The sequence below is a fragment of the Pseudomonas sp. TMP9 genome, from assembly GCF_037943105.1.
In the GTDB taxonomy this organism is placed as follows: Bacteria; Pseudomonadota; Gammaproteobacteria; order Pseudomonadales; family Pseudomonadaceae; genus Aquipseudomonas.
This window is the reverse complement of the sequence record NZ_CP149803.1, coordinates 3,318,840-3,333,603: the sequence shown is the minus strand read 5'-3', so window position 1 is coordinate 3,333,603 and position 14,764 is coordinate 3,318,840. Positions and strand designations below refer to the sequence as shown.

The following is a 14,764-nucleotide window of genomic DNA, read 5'->3' as shown; positions in this document are numbered from 1 at the left end:
ATCGTTTTTAAATGTAGCTGCTATCGGCTGAGGTTGGCTGAATACCGTCAGGCTATTCGTCGATTTGAGAATTTATCAGGTGACCAGTTTGTAGCAAGGCTCATATGCAATATTGCCCGGCAGCTTCATGCGGTGCTGGTCAACGAAGGCCTGCAGCAACTGGTCGAGGTGCAGCATGATGTCGCGATCGCCGCTGATTTCGTAAGGGCCATGCTGCTCGATTAAGCGGATGCCCTTGTCCTTAACGTTACCGGCAACAATCCCAGAAAACGCCCGGCGCAGGTTGGCCGCCAGCTCATGCACAGGCTGGTTACGCGTCAGTTTCAGGCTGGCCATGTTGGCGTGCGTCGGCTCAAACGGGTGCTGGAAGCTTTCGTCAATATTCAGCAGCCAGTTGAAGTGAAACGCATCGTTATGTTCGCGGCGGAACTCTCTGACGACGCCAATACCGTCCGCCATTTCTCGGGCGACCCTGGCGGGGTTTTCGATGATGATGCTGTAACGCTGCTGCGCCGCTTCACCCAAGGTGGCGCCGATAAATGCGTGCAGCTGTTCGAGGTAAGCCGCCGCGCAGCGCGGTCCGGTCATGATCAGCGGGAAGGGAATGTCGCGATTAGCCGGGTGCATGAGGATGCCGAGGAAGTACAGCAGTTCCTCCGCTGTACCCGCGCCGCCGGGGAAGATGATGATGCCATGGCCAACGCGTACGAACGCCTCCAGGCGTTTCTCGATATCCGGCAGGATCACCAGCTCATTGACGATCGGGTTGGGGGCCTCGGCGGCGATAATGCCGGGCTCAGTCAGGCCCAGGTAGCGGCCATGCACGTTGCGCTGTTTGGCGTGGGAGATGGTCGCGCCTTTCATTGGGCCTTTCATCACGCCAGGGCCGCAACCGGTGCAGATATCCAGGCCGCGCAGGCCTAATTCGTGGCCGACTTTTTTGGTGTACTTATATTCTTCAGTGCTGATCGAGTGACCGCCCCAGCAGACCACGATCTTCGGCTCGGCCCCGGCGCGCAGGGTGTGGGCGTTGCGCAGCAGGTGGAAGACGTAATCGGTAATGCCTTGGGAGCTGCTGAAGTCGACTCGCTTATTCTCCAGCTCGCTCTGGGTATAAACGATGTCGCGCAGGGCGCTGAACAGCATCTCGCGGGTGCTGGCGATCATCTCGCCATCGACGAAGGCGTCGGCCGGTGCGTTGCTCAGCTCCAGGCGGATGCCGCGGTCCTGTTGCAGGATGCGGATTTCGAAGTCCGGGTAGGCTTCCAGAATGGTTTTAGCGTTATCGCTGTGCGAGCCGGTATTAAGGATCGCCAAGGCGCATTGGCGGAACAAGGTGTAAACGCTACCGGAGCCCGTTTCGCGCAGCTGCTGCACTTCTCGTTGCGAGAGAGTTTCTAGGCTGCCCTTGGGCGTGACTGTAGCGTTGATCGTTTGTCGTGCGGCCATTGCGGCCTCCATGGTTGTGAAACCGCGCAAGCCTTACATGGCTGAACGCGTGCTGAAAGGATGCTCGAGGCTGAGAACCTGCCCAGGTTATGCTGCACTAGGGCGGGTTGCCGGGCAAAAGGCTAACGCGCTTTGCCGAGTGAGTGGTGAGCCGTCTGCGGGGCAAGCGACAGGCCGCCTCAGTTGGCCCATGTAGCAGAATCAGCAGGCGCAGGGCGCGGATGCCGACACAGCGGCCGCCAAGCGCTAGCGTGGCAGCTTGAGGTTGTTCCAAATCGCCAAGCTCGGTTCAGCCTGGTTCATGCTGTAGAAGTGCAGGCCGGGCGCGCCGCCTTGCAGCAGGCGTTCACACATCTCGCTAATCACCTGTTCGCCGTATGCCTGAATGCTGTTGGTGTCGTCACCGTAGGCTTCCAGTTGTTTGCGCATCCAGCGCGGCAGCTCAGCGCCGCAGGCGTCAGAGAAGCGCGCCAGTTTGCTGTAATTGGTGATCGGCATAATCCCCGGCACCACCGGGATGTTCACGCCCAGCTTCTGCACGCGCTCGACAAAGTAAAAATAGCAGTCGGCGTTGAAGAAATACTGGGTGATCGCACTGTCGGCACCGGCATTGGCTTTGCGCACAAAGTTAGCGATGTCGTCCTCAAAGTTGCGTGCCTGAGGATGCATTTCCGGGTAGGCCGCCACTTCAATGTGGAAGTGGTCGCCAGTCTCGTCACGGATAAATTCGACCAAGTCGTTGGCGTAGCGCAATTCGCCACTGGCCATGCCCATGCCGGACGGCAGATCACCGCGCAGGGCCACGATGCGTTTGATCCCGGCGTTTTTATACAGGCCCAATAAATCACGCAGCTCAGCTTTAGTGTCACCGACGCAAGACAGGTGCGGCGCAGCCGGCACTTTAATCTCGCCATCGAGTTGCAGCACGGTATTGAGCGTGCGGTCACGGGTGGAGCCACCGGCACCGTAAGTGCAGGAGAAGAAATCGGGGTTGTAGGTCGCCAACTGGCGCGCCACATTCATCAGTTTTTCGTGCCCGGCTTCGGTCTTGGTAGGAAAGAACTCGAAGCTGTAACGGCGTTCTTGTGACATTGAAAATCCCTTCAAAGCGCAGGTGTAGGCCGGGTTAGCGCCTCATTTCGCCTGAGCAACAGCTCGTGCGGCTAAGTGCGCGGCGCGTAACCCGCCGACATGATCGGTGGATTACGCCGTTGCACGGCTAATCCACCCTACGGACTTGGCGTTTTATTAGTAGCGATACGCGTGTGGCTTGAACGGGCCTTCCTGCGGCACGCCGATGTATTCGGCTTGCTTGGTGGTCAGCTGCGTTATCACGCCGCCGAAGCCTTTGACCATTTCCAGGGCCACTTCTTCGTCGAGCTTCTTCGGCAGCACTTCCACGGTCAGGCGCTCGGCTTTCTGTGCCGGCGACAGGTCGGCGTATTTCTGGCCGAACAAGAAGATCTGCGCCAGCACTTGGTTGGCGAACGAGCCGTCCATGATGCGGCTTGGGTGGCCGGTGGCGTTGCCTAGGTTGACCAAGCGGCCTTCCGACAGCAGGATCAGGTAGTCATCGTTCTGCTCGTCGAAGCTGCCGGCACCGGTGCGATGCACTTTGTGCACCTGTGGCTTCACTTCTTCCCATGCCCAGTTTTTGCGCATGAAAGCGGTGTCGATCTCATTGTCAAAGTGGCCGATGTTGCAGACCACGGCACGCTTTTTCAACGCCTTCAGCATGTTCGAGTCGCACACGTTGTAGTTGCCGGTGGTGGTCACGATCAGGTCGATCTTGCCCAGCAGCTGTGCGTCAATACAGGCTTCGCTGCCGTCATTGATGCCGTTCTTGAACGGCGACACCACTTCATAGCCATCCATGCAGGCCTGCATGGCGCAGATCGGATCAACTTCAGTAACGCGCACGATCATGCCTTCCTGGCGCAGCGATTGCGCCGAGCCTTTGCCCACGTCGCCGTAACCGATTACCAGCGCTTGCTTGCCGGCCAGCAGGTGGTCAGTGCCGCGCTTGATGGCGTCGTTAAGGCTGTGACGGCAACCGTATTTGTTGTCGTTTTTGGCTTTGGTTACCGCGTCGTTGACGTTGATCGCTGGGATCTTCAGCTCGCCTTTGGCCAGCATTTCCAGCAAACGATGCACGCCAGTGGTGGTTTCTTCGGTGACGCCGTGGATGCGTGCCAGCATTTGCGGGTATTTCTTGTGCAGGATTTCGGTGAGGTCGCCGCCGTCATCGAGAATCATGTTGGCATCCCACGGCTGGCCATCCTTGAGGATGGTTTGCTCGATGCACCACTCGTACTCTTCTTCGGTCTCACCCTTCCAAGCGAACACCGGAATGCCGGCGGCAGCGATGGCAGCGGCAGCCTGATCCTGCGTCGAGAAGATGTTGCACGACGACCAACGTACTTCGGCGCCCAGTGCAGTCAGGGTTTCGATCAGTACAGCGGTTTGGATGGTCATGTGGATGCAGCCGATGATCTTCGCGCCTTTCAGCGGCTGCTCGCCGGCATATTTGCGGCGCAGGCCCATCAAGGCTGGCATTTCGGATTCGGCAATAATGGTTTCGCGACGGCCCCAGGCGGCCAGGGACATGTCGGCGACTTTAAAATCGTTAAAAGCTTTAGGCGTTAGCACAGCACTCATAAATGAGTCTCCATTCGTTGTCTTCGAATGGGCGCCGTTGATGCGTATGGTTAACGCCCCATCCGAGCCTGACAAAACCCTGTAGAACAGAGTTTGCTGCAGCGCCCCTCGGATGGGTGGCGGGAGCGACCAGAGCGGTGCCGGTCGCGTGAAGCGGATGTGATTATAGCCATGCTGGCGCATTAGCCAAAGGCTTTCTGTCGGGTTAATTGGCGGTTGCGCCCGGCCTTTTGGCTGGGCTGGGCATGGTGTTTACCCGGTGGTTGATGCAGTCTTTAATGCTTATAACTTTAATGTGGAGCTGTTATGACAATTGCCTATTGGTGTGTATTGATTGCACTGTTTCTGCCTTACCTGTCTACCGTCACAGCCAAAGCCGTTAGCGGCGGCTTCACGCCCAAGCATAACCATGACCCGCGTGCGCTGCTGGACAACCTCAGTGGCATCGGCCGGCGCGCCAACAATGCCCAACTCAATAGCTTTGAGGTAACGCCGGCGTTTTCTGCGGCCGTGATCATTGCCCACCTGGCGGGCAGTGCCGAACAAGCGCTACTCGATCAGTTGGCGATGGCGTTTATCGTCAGTCGCCTCCTCTATCTCGTCTGCTACCTGGCGGACTGGGCACCCGTGCGCTCGCTGATGTGGTTCGTCAATATGGGGCTGATCATCAGCCTGTTTGTGGTCGCCGCCTGACGTCTGCGGCAAAACACCACGCTTGGCCGTGAGGGCGTGGGTGGCGATACTGTCACCCGCTATTCACCCTGTTGTAGGCATTGAAGGTGTTATGAAGCTTAAAACCCTGTCCCTCGTTTTATTGGTCTTGGCTGTGAGTGGTTGTGGCGGAGTCGATCCCAACTCCCCGCAAGGCCAGCGCCAGGGCATCTTCAAACAGATGCTCAAGGTCAGTGAAAATCTGGGCGGTATGTTGCGCGGCAGAATTGCCTACAAGGAACCCGCATTTATTGCTGGAGCAGCTGAGCTCGACCAATTGACGCGCACGCCGTGGCAGCATTTCCCGCAGGTGCGTGAAGAGGGCGGCGAAACGCGGGCTAAAGATGACGTTTGGCAGCGCCAGGCGCGCTTTCAAGAGCTAGCCCGAGCCATGGAAGCGAGCACCGCCGCTTTAGTCGTTGCCACTCAAGCGCAGCCGTTGCTGCGCGAGTCGCTGAGTGCGCCGATGCAGCGAGTAGAAGACAGCTGCAAGGCGTGCCACGAAGAATTTCGCGCTTACTAGGACCGCCTGCGACCTGCTTGTGCCGGGCCTGCTGCATCGCAGGCGCGGCCTGCGCGTATCGGTTGGCGCGCTCTGCGTTGCAGGTTAAACAGTCATTAAGTTACTGGCTGAGTGCATCGCGGGCTTGCTGCAGTTCGGTGTGCGCTTCCTGCAATTTGTGCTGGCGTTTGCTGATGTCGTCCTGATCGCCTTCGTCTTGGGCTTCACGCAGGTCTTTCTCGCGCTGGCTGACTTCTTCTTCGGCTTCGCTCACCTTGGCTTCGCGTTCGGCGCGCAACGCGCCATCGTTGCAGTGATTTTCAACGCGCTTCAGGGCTTTTTCCAGGCCGGCTTGCTGGCTGCTGTTGCCCTGGTCTTTGGCTATTTCCAGTTGGGTAGCAATGGCCTGGCGCTTGGCGGCGCAGCCAGTGAGTGACTCGGTTGTGCCCTCAGCTGCGTAAGCGGATGTGCCGGTCAGCAGCAGGGCGCTTAGAAGTAGCGTTTTATGCATGGATTTACCTCGATATAAGTGTGTGCAACAGACCGCCCAGGCTGGACGGAATTATTGGCACTTTAGAAGCCGGCGATCTGCGCCGCGCGTAGTGGGTTGCGCAAGGCTTTTACTTCCGGGTGTTGAAAGAAGGCCTGCAGCTGAGCCGCCCGCTGTGGGCCGATGCCGGGTTGGCGTTGCCAGTCGGCGCTGTTGCGTTGCGCTAGGGTGTCCCAGTCGGCGTCCAATGTCACGTTGCCCGGCACACCCAGCGCGCGCAGCCAAGCCTGTGACGAACGTTGGCGGGCCAAATCGAAACTCTTCTTTAAATTGGCTGCGCTGCGTGGGCCCAAGCCGGGCACACGACTGAGTTGCTCGGCTGTGAGCGTTAACCAGTCGGTCAGCCCAGTGATCACCTGAGCACGCAATAATTTGTCCCATGTGCCGGGGCCGACCCCGGGTAAAGCCAGGCTCTGTTTGCCGCTGAGCCAGATCAGGCGCGCGCGGAATTGGCTGGTGCACGCCGCTGTGGCGCGCCAACAGCTCAGGGCGTGATAGGCCGTCGCGTCCGGAACCTGCAGCGCGGCGCGTTGTTGCGTGCGCCAGAACACGCTGTCCAGCGTTGGGATCGTCAGCCCGGACAGGCGGATTACCACCTGATCGCCCGGGCGAATATCCAGTTGCTGCCAGCGCTGCAGGGAGCTGGCGCTGACGTATTCGATGCGTCGGTCATCCAATTTAACCGGCGTTACGCGCAGGACTGGGGTGATGCGGCCGCTGCGGCCGATACGAAAGTCCACGGCCTGGACCACGGCCAATGCTTGGCTGGCGGGGTACTTCCACGCCACAGCCCAGTGCGGCGGTTCGGCTTGCCAGCGCTCAGCGGTGGGACGCTGGCCTTGGCGCAGCACCACGCCGTCGCTGGCGAAGGGCAGGGCGCTGTTGTACCAGTGCTCACGCCAACGGGTGGCTTCGCTGATGATACTTATGGGCTGGCTGAACGGTTGGCTATCAGTAAACCCCAGTGCGCTCAGTTGCTGGAGGCGCTCTTGCATCTGTGCCGGGCCGGCGGGCCAGTCCCAGATAAACAGGCTGATGCCAGCGGCTTCTTCGTCAGTCAGCGTCTGCCTGTTCAGCAGCCCCGCGACCTTGCTGCGCGCGCCAAGGCTGCCGGCTTTGTGTTGAATATGCCCGGGCAGTCGCCAATACAATTCGCCTTGCAGCACCAGGCTAAGCGGGGCGGATAATTGTTGAGGAATCGCTGGCAGCCGGCGCGCGTGGTCAGTCCAGTCTTGACCACTGCGGCCATCGCCACGGCTGATCAGTTGCTGCAAGTGGCCCTGCCGATACACCACGCTCACGGCGACGCCATCGACCTTGGGCTGAATCCAAACGTCTTCACGCTGAGCCATCCAGCTGGCGACGGCAGAGTTGTCCGGCAGTTTGCGCAGTCCGGTGTGCGCAACAGGGTGGCGGACTGCTCCGGTACTGGTGCTGAGCGGGTTTTCCGGCGCTGGGCCTGTTGCGGGAAAACAGCTGCGCCAGTGCGCGAGGGTCGCGCTGGCTTGGTCATACAGCTCATCGGCGACCGGGCTTTGCCCCTGACGGTGATAGGCGTCATCCCAAGCAGCCAATTGGTCGGCCAGCCCGGTTATTTCCAGCTCGGCGCGAGACGTCGGCCAATTCGGGCACGCGGCCCACAGGGTGTTGCTGAGTAGCAGTAAACAGACGATTAACGCTTTCATTAAGAGCGTCCTTGCTCGGTAAAGGGCTTTGTCAGCCTAGCTGCTCCTGTTTTGTGTGCTAAATCCTGGGCAATAAAAAACCCCGCGCGTGGCGGGGTTCTGGATGCAGCGAAGGTTACAGGCCAGCGGCGGCGCGTAACTCAGCAGCTTTATCGGTTTTTTCCCAGGTGAAGGTGGTGAAGGTGTCATCGCCGACGGTCTTCTGCTGCGGTGTGCGGCCGAAGTGGCCGTAAGCTGCAGTTTCTTTGTACATCGGGTGCAGCAGGTCGAGCATCTTGGTGATGGCATACGGGCGCAGGTCGAACAGCTCGCGCACCAGCTTGATGATCAGCTCTTCTGCCACCTTGTTGGTGCCGAAGGTGTTGAGCGAGATGGACGTCGGTAGCGCCACGCCGATGGCGTAAGACACCTGGATTTCGCAGCGCTCGGCCAGACCCGCGGCAACGATGTTCTTCGCCACATAACGACCGGCGTAAGCAGCGGAACGGTCAACCTTGGACGGGTCCTTGCCGGAGAATGCGCCGCCACCGTGGCGGGCCATGCCGCCGTAGGAGTCGACGATAATCTTACGGCCGGTCAGGCCGCAGTCGCCCACCGGGCCACCGATGACGAAGTTGCCGGTTGGGTTGATGTGGAACTGGGTGTCCTTGTGCAACAGTTCAGCCGGCAGGGTGTGCTTGATGATCAGCTCCATCACCGCTTCACGCAGATCGTCCAGCGATACATCCGGATTGTGCTGGGTGGACAGCACCACCGCGTCGATGCCGACGACCTTACCGCCGTCATAGCGGCAGGTGACCTGGGATTTGGCATCCGGGCGCAGCCACGGCAGCAGGCCGGACTTGCGTGCTTCAGCCTGACGCTCAACCAAGCGGTGGCTGAACACAATAGGCGCAGGCATCAATACTTCAGTTTCGTTGCTGGCATAGCCGAACATTAGGCCCTGATCACCGGCGCCTTGGTCTTCCGGCTTGGCGCGGTCGACGCCTTGATTAATATCCGGGGACTGCTTGCCAATGATGTTGATGATGCCGCAGGTGTTGCCGTCGAAACCGACCTCGGAGCTGGTGTAGCCGATGTCACAGATCACCTTGCGGGTGATTTCTTCCAAGTCGACCCAGGCACTGGTGGTGACTTCGCCGGAGACGATGGCCACGCCGGTCTTAACCATGGTTTCGCAGGCGACGCGGGCGTGTTTGTCCTGGGTGATGATGGCGTCGAGCACGGCATCGGAAATCTGATCGGCAATCTTATCGGGATGGCCTTCGGAGACGGACTCGGAGGTAAAGAGGGAGTATTCGCTCATCGTTCGGGTTCCTGTTGGTGACCGGTAATTGCAGCCCGCAGGCCATGGGTTATTGAAGGTTTAGCAAAGCGCCGCACCTGAATTTGGAAGCCGTTGCGCAGGCCCACATAGAGGCTTTCGCACGTTATTAAGCCGGCCGCGTCGGCCCAGCGCGCTAAGTCGTCTTGCTCGAAACCTAGCCACAGGTCACCGCAGGCCTCGCGGGCCCAACTCTGGTTGTGGCTGCACAGCTCAGTAATCAGCAAGCTGCCGCCAGGTTTTAAGTGTTGTGCAAGTTTCCTGAGCGCCTCAGCCGGTGCGGCGAAGTGGTGCAGCACCATGTTCAGCACCAAGCAATCGGCGGCTGGGTAATCATCATTTAAGGCATCGGCCAACTGCAGCTCAACATTACTCAAGCCTTCTTCGGTGCAGCGTAGGCGTGCCAGTTCGAGCATGGCAGGGCTGTTGTCCAGCGCCAGCACCCGTTGAAAACGCTGCGCCAGTTCCGGCAGGAAGCCGCCGTCGCCAGGGCCGATTTCTACAGCGCTGGCATCATTGGCAAAGCCCAGAGAGTCGAGCAGCGCCAGGACGCTGTCGCGGTATTGCGGCAGGCCGGCGATCAAATCCTGCTGCGCTTGAAAGCTCGCAGCGCAGCGGCTGAAAAACGCCTGGCTAACAGCAGCGCGCTGGCTGTGCACGACGGCGATGCGCTGTTGTATGTCGACGGGCAGCTGCAATTGATCGATTTCATCCAGCAGCGCGCTGCGCAGGCGGCTGCCCAATTGCTCGCCTTGAGCCAGCGCGCGGCGATAGAAAATCGCATTACCTTCGCGGCGGGTGGCCACCAGCGCAGCGTGAGCCAACACCTTCAAATGATGGCTGATGCCGGATTGGCCAGTGGCGAAAATCTGCGCCAATTCCAATACGCCGAACGAGTCATTGGCCAGTGCGCGCAGAATGTTCAGGCGCAACGTATCGCCGCTGGCCTTGCAAAGGGCTGCGAGAGTGTCGACCGGCTCAAAGGCCAAAAGGGAGGCGCGCATGTTCATAGGAGCGGCAGTCTAGTCGGTCATTTTTTATCCAGCAAGACCAATATCAAAAAGTTTTGATATTGGTCTTGCTGGCGCTAAAGCCAGAAAAGCGTGGGCTTACGACTATCTATCATTGCCCCAACAGGCCTCGCTGGGCGAAAATGGCTCCCTTTTTCGACCCCCAGTTGCCCAAGCAACCCGTAGGAGATTCAGTGATGCCCAGCTGTCGTGAGCGAGCCAATGCCATTCGTGCCCTGAGCATGGATGCCGTGCAGAAAGCCAACAGCGGCCACCCGGGTGCCCCGATGGGCATGGCGGACATCGCCGAAGTGCTGTGGCGCGACTTCCTTAAGCACAACCCCAGCAACCCGAGTTTTGCCGACCGCGACCGCTTTGTGCTGTCCAACGGCCACGGCTCGATGTTGATTTACTCGTTGTTGCACCTGACCGGCTACGACTTGGGCATCGAAGACCTGAAAAACTTCCGTCAACTGCACAGTCGCACTCCGGGCCACCCGGAATACGGCTACACCCCAGGCGTTGAAACCACCACGGGCCCACTGGGTCAGGGCATCGCCAACGCGGTGGGTTTTGCTATTGCGGAAAAAGTGCTGGGCGCGCAGTTCAACCGCGACGGCCACGCCATCGTTGACCACTTCACCTACGCCTTTATGGGCGACGGCTGCATGATGGAAGGCATCAGTCATGAAGTTTGCTCGCTGGCCGGCACCTTGGGCTTGGGCAAGTTGGTGGCCTTTTATGACGACAACGGCATCTCCATCGATGGCGAAGTTGAAGGCTGGTTTACCGATGACACCCCGGCGCGTTTTGAAGCGTATGGCTGGCAGGTGATTCGCAATGTCGACGGCCATGATGCCGACGAAATCAAAATGGCCATCGAGACCGCGCGTAAAACCGACGACCGTCCGACCCTGATTTGCTGCAAAACCACCATTGGCTTTGGCTCGCCGAACAAGCAGGGTAAAGAGGACTGCCACGGCGCGCCGCTGGGCGTTGAAGAAATCGCCCTGACCCGCGCCACCTTGGGCTGGAACCACGGCCCGTTTGAAATTCCGGCGGATATCTACGCCGAGTGGGACGCCAAGCAAGCCGGCGCCGCAGCTGAGGCCGAATGGGATGGGCGGTTTGCCGCTTATGCCGCCGCCTACCCAGAACTTGCCGCGGAATTTAAGCGCCGCATGAGCGGTGAGTTGCCGGCTGATTTCGCTGAAAAAGCGTCTGCCTATATTCAAGACGTGGCCGCCAAAGGCGAAACCATCGCCAGCCGTAAGGCCAGCCAAAACACCCTGAATGCCTTTGGTCCACTGCTGCCGGAATTTCTGGGTGGCTCAGCGGATCTGGCCGGCTCCAACCTGACCCTGTGGAAAGGCTGCAAGGGCGTGTCGGCTGCCGACGCCTCCGGTAACTATATGTTCTACGGCGTGCGCGAATTCGGCATGAGCGCGATCATGAACGGCGTGGCTCTGCATGGCGGCTTCGTGCCCTACGGCGCGACCTTCCTGATTTTTATGGAGTACGCCCGCAACGCCGTACGCATGGCCTCGCTGATGAAGCAGCGCGTGCTGTTTGTTTACACCCACGACTCCATTGGCTTGGGCGAAGACGGCCCGACTCACCAGCCCATCGAGCAACTGGCCAGCCTGCGTGGCACGCCGAACCTCGACACCTGGCGCCCATGCGACGCCGTGGAGTCGGCGGTGGCGTGGAAGTATGCAATTGAACGCAGCGACGGTCCGAGCGCGTTGATCTTCAGCCGGCAGAATCTGCCGCACCAGAACCGCGACGCTCAGCAGCTTGCTGATGTTGAGCGCGGTGGCTATGTGTTGAAAGACTGCGCTGGCGAGCCAGAGCTGATCCTGATCTCCACTGGTTCGGAAATTGGCCTGGCTGTAGCCGCCTACGACAAACTGACGGCCGAAGGTCGTCAGGTGCGTGTGGTGTCGATGCCGTCCACCAGCGTGTTCGATCAGCAAGACGCCGGCTACAAGCAGGCCGTGCTGCCGCTGCAGGTGGGTTCGCGCATCGCCATCGAAGCTTCGCATGCGGACTTCTGGTACAAGTACGTCGGTCTGGAAGGTCGCATCATCGGCATGACCACCTTCGGTGAGTCCGCACCGGCCCCTGCGCTGTTCGAAGAATTCGGCTTTACCGTCGAAAATATTCTGGAAACCGCCGCCGAGCTGCTGGACGCCTAACCGAGAACGACGCCGTAGGGTGGATCGGGGCGCGTAGCTGGTGCTCTTTTCACCCTCCGTTACACATCCGGTGGATCGATGAAGCGCGATCCACCCTACGTTCTCCGAACCTGCGAGACACCATGTCCAAGCGCCCCTATCGAATCGCCCTCAACGGCTATGGCCGTATCGGCCGCTGCGTGCTGCGCGCATTGCATGAGCGCGGTGCCGGGGCGCAGCTGGAAATCGTCGCGCTGAATGATCTGGCTGATCAGGCCAGTATCGAATACCTGACGCGCTTCGACTCCACCCACGGCCGTTTCCCCGGCGAAGTACGGGTCGATGGTGATTGCCTGCATATCAATGGCGACTGCGTGAAGGTGCTGCGCCAAGCCACCCCGGAAGCTATTGACTGGGCGGCGCTGGGTATCGACCTGTTGCTAGAATGTTCCGGCCAATACACCACGCGCGGCGATGCGCAGCGTTTTATTGATGCGGGCGCGCCACGGTTGTTGCTCTCACAGCCGATGGCCAGTGAGGCGGATATCGACGCCACGGTGGTGTATGGGGTCAACCAAGACTGCCTGACCGGCCGCGAGCTGCTGGTGTCGAATGCCTCCTGCACCACCAACTGTGGGGTGCCGCTGCTCAAGTTGCTGAATGAAACGGTGGGCATTGAGTATGTCTCTATCACCACCATTCACTCGGCGATGAATGACCAGCCGGTAATCGACGCTTACCACCATGAAGATTTGCGCCGCACGCGCTCTGCGTTTCAGTCGGTAATTCCGGTGTCCACCGGCTTGGCTCGGGGTATCGAGCGCCTAATGCCAGAACTGGCCGGGCGCATTCAGGCCAAAGCCATTCGCGTGCCTACGGTGAATGTCTCCTGCCTGGATATCACCTTGCAGACTGCCCGCGACACCTCCACCACCGAGATCAACGCCATGTTGCGTCAGGCCGCCGAAGCGGGCCCGCTCAAGGGCTTGCTGGCCTACACCGAGTTGCCCCACGCCAGCTGTGATTTCAACCATGACCCGCATTCGGCCATTGTTGATGGCAGCCAGACGCGCGTGTCCGGCCCACGGCTGGTCAACCTGCTGGCCTGGTTCGATAACGAGTGGGGCTTTGCCAACCGCATGCTTGATGTCGCTGAACATTTCCTTTGTTTGACTCACTCTGCCGCCTTAAAGGACTGATGCAATGACCGTTCTGAAGATGACCGACCTCGACCTCGCCGGTAAGCGCGTGCTGATCCGCGAAGACCTCAACGTGCCAGTCAAAGACGGTGTGGTGACGAGCGATGCACGCATTCTTGCGTCCCTGCCGACCATCAAGCTGGCGCTAGAGAAGGGCGCGGCAGTGATGGTTTGCTCGCACCTGGGTCGTCCGACCGAGGGTGAGTTCAGTACTGAGAACAGCCTGCAGCCAGTCGCCGACTACCTGAGCAAAGCGCTGGGTCGTGACGTGCCATTGGTCGCCGACTACTTAGGCGGTGTTGAGCTTAAAGTCGGCGAAATTGTGTTGTTCGAGAACGTGCGCTTTAACAGCGGCGAGAAGAAAAACAGCGATGCCCTGGCCCAGCAATACGCCGCCCTGTGCGACGTGTTTGTGATGGACGCCTTCGGTACCGCGCACCGCGCTGAGGGCTCGACCCACGGTGTGGCCAAATTTGCCAAAGTGGCCTGCGCCGGCCCGTTGCTGGCTGCCGAGCTGGACGCTCTGGGCAAGGCGCTGGGTAATCCGGCCAAGCCCATGGCGGCGATTGTTGCCGGCTCTAAGGTGTCGACCAAGCTGGATGTGCTCAACAGCCTGAGCCAGATCTGCGATCAGTTGATCGTCGGCGGTGGGATTGCCAACACCTTCCTCGCGGCGGCCGGCTTCCCAGTGGGTAAATCGCTGTACGAAGCAGACCTGCTGGATACCGCCCGCGCCATTGCCGCCAGAGTGAGCGTGCCGCTGCCGGTTGATGTGGTAGTGGCTAAAGCCTTTGCCGAAGACGCCGAAGCGACCGTTAAGCGGGTGGCCGATGTGGCTGAAGACGACATGATCCTCGACATTGGCCCGCAAACGGCGGCGCAGTTCGCCGAGCTACTGAAGTCCGCGAAAACCATTCTGTGGAACGGCCCGGTTGGTGTATTCGAGTTCGACCAGTTCGGCAACGGCACCCAAGTGCTGGCTCAAGCCATTGCTGACAGCTCGGCGTTTTCCATTGCCGGCGGTGGCGACACCTTGGCCGCCATCGACAAATACGGCATCGCCGCTCAAATCAGCTACATCTCCACCGGTGGTGGTGCCTTCCTTGAGTTTGTTGAAGGTAAAGTGTTGCCCGCGGTGGCGGTGTTGGAGCAGCGCGCCAATGGTTAAGCCGATCTGTCTGCTGGCCTTGCTGAGCCTGCTTGGCGCGTGCGCCAGCCAGCCGACTCCGTCGGACACGTGGACGCGCTGGGTGTGCGACAGCCAAGCCGAGGTGCTCTGGCGTGTGGCTGATCGCAATGGCGAGTCCGTTGATGTGCGCCTCAATGGCGGCGATAGCGTTTATCACCTGAAGCAGGAAGTCTCCGGTTCGGGTGCGCTGTACAGCGATGGTGTGCTGTCCTTTCATACCAAGGCTGAGGAAGGACTGGTCTTCTGGACCGCCAGCGATGACCTGATCGGCCGTGGCTGCAAGGCCCCCTGACAGATGTTGAAAGCAGAT

General features: G+C 59.8%; 13 protein-coding genes and 1 riboswitch. Of the genes, 6 read left to right on the top strand and 7 right to left on the bottom strand.

Translation table 11 applies throughout. The features are described 5' to 3' along the window. Positions 1 to 75 precede the first annotated feature (75 nt). The 3 genes from ppnN to ahcY all read right to left on the bottom strand — a co-directional run bounded on the left by ppnN (position 76) and on the right by ahcY (position 4,107). Complete coding sequence (gene ppnN, locus WF513_RS15670; RefSeq protein ID WP_339080332.1) at positions 76 to 1,449, bottom strand: nucleotide 5'-monophosphate nucleosidase PpnN; 1,374 nt, start codon at positions 1,447 to 1,449, stop codon at positions 76 to 78. A gap of 246 nt (positions 1,450 to 1,695) precedes the next feature. Next, complete coding sequence (metF, locus tag WF513_RS15665; protein ID WP_339080331.1) at positions 1,696 to 2,541, bottom strand: methylenetetrahydrofolate reductase [NAD(P)H]; 846 nt, start codon at positions 2,539 to 2,541, stop codon at positions 1,696 to 1,698. A gap of 156 nt (positions 2,542 to 2,697) precedes the next feature. Next, positions 2,698 to 4,107 (bottom strand): adenosylhomocysteinase, encoded by a 1,410-nt coding sequence (gene ahcY, locus WF513_RS15660; RefSeq protein WP_339080330.1) that lies wholly within the window; start codon positions 4,105 to 4,107, stop codon positions 2,698 to 2,700. Positions 4,108 to 4,129: 22 nt separating this feature from the next. Continuing rightward, a riboswitch (S-adenosyl-L-homocysteine riboswitch) is annotated at positions 4,130 to 4,223 on the bottom strand. Positions 4,224 to 4,413: 190 nt separating this feature from the next. On the opposite strand from ahcY, the gene WF513_RS15655 reads away from it, so the two are divergent. Then, a complete protein-coding gene (locus tag WF513_RS15655; RefSeq protein ID WP_339080329.1) occupies positions 4,414 to 4,800 on the top strand; it encodes an MAPEG family protein in 387 nt (128 codons plus the stop codon). 91 nt (positions 4,801 to 4,891) lie between these two features. Then, positions 4,892 to 5,341: a cytochrome c gene (locus WF513_RS15650; RefSeq protein WP_339080328.1), complete on the top strand. Its 450-nt coding sequence runs from the start codon at positions 4,892 to 4,894 to the stop codon at positions 5,339 to 5,341. Between the two features lie 100 nt (positions 5,342 to 5,441). On the opposite strand, the gene WF513_RS15645 is transcribed toward WF513_RS15650, so the two are convergent. The 4 genes from WF513_RS15645 to WF513_RS15630 all read right to left on the bottom strand — a co-directional run bounded on the left by WF513_RS15645 (position 5,442) and on the right by WF513_RS15630 (position 9,889). Beyond that, on the bottom strand, positions 5,442 to 5,831 hold the full coding sequence (locus tag WF513_RS15645) for a DUF1090 domain-containing protein (RefSeq protein WP_339080327.1): 390 nt from the start codon (positions 5,829 to 5,831) through the stop codon (positions 5,442 to 5,444). A 62-nt stretch (positions 5,832 to 5,893) separates the two neighbouring features. Next, entirely contained in the window at positions 5,894 to 7,555 is a 1,662-nt protein-coding gene (ligB, locus tag WF513_RS15640) for an NAD-dependent DNA ligase LigB (protein ID WP_339080326.1), read from the bottom strand. Positions 7,556 to 7,670: 115 nt separating this feature from the next. Further along, a complete protein-coding gene (gene metK / locus WF513_RS15635; protein WP_339080325.1) occupies positions 7,671 to 8,861 on the bottom strand; it encodes a methionine adenosyltransferase in 1,191 nt (396 codons plus the stop codon). After that, on the bottom strand, positions 8,858 to 9,889 hold the full coding sequence (locus WF513_RS15630) for a metalloregulator ArsR/SmtB family transcription factor (RefSeq protein ID WP_339080324.1): 1,032 nt from the start codon (positions 9,887 to 9,889) through the stop codon (positions 8,858 to 8,860). The genes metK and WF513_RS15630 overlap by 4 nt, the downstream gene beginning before the upstream one ends. Positions 9,890 to 10,086: 197 nt before the next feature. On the opposite strand from WF513_RS15630, the gene tkt reads away from it, so the two are divergent. The 4 genes from tkt (at position 10,087) to WF513_RS15610 (ending at position 14,746) form a co-directional block, all read left to right on the top strand. After that, complete coding sequence (gene tkt / locus WF513_RS15625) at positions 10,087 to 12,087, top strand: transketolase (protein ID WP_339080323.1); 2,001 nt, start codon at positions 10,087 to 10,089, stop codon at positions 12,085 to 12,087. Positions 12,088 to 12,209: 122 nt separating this feature from the next. Beyond that, complete coding sequence (gene epd, locus WF513_RS15620) at positions 12,210 to 13,265, top strand: erythrose-4-phosphate dehydrogenase (RefSeq protein ID WP_339080322.1); 1,056 nt, start codon at positions 12,210 to 12,212, stop codon at positions 13,263 to 13,265. A 4-nt stretch (positions 13,266 to 13,269) separates the two neighbouring features. Further along, complete coding sequence (locus tag WF513_RS15615; protein WP_339080321.1) at positions 13,270 to 14,433, top strand: phosphoglycerate kinase; 1,164 nt, start codon at positions 13,270 to 13,272, stop codon at positions 14,431 to 14,433. After that, positions 14,426 to 14,746, top strand: a complete 321-nt coding sequence (locus tag WF513_RS15610; RefSeq protein ID WP_339080320.1) for an MliC family protein — start codon at positions 14,426 to 14,428, stop codon at positions 14,744 to 14,746. Before WF513_RS15615 ends, WF513_RS15610 begins: the two co-directional genes overlap by 8 nt. The last annotated feature ends 18 nt before the right edge of the window (positions 14,747 to 14,764 follow it).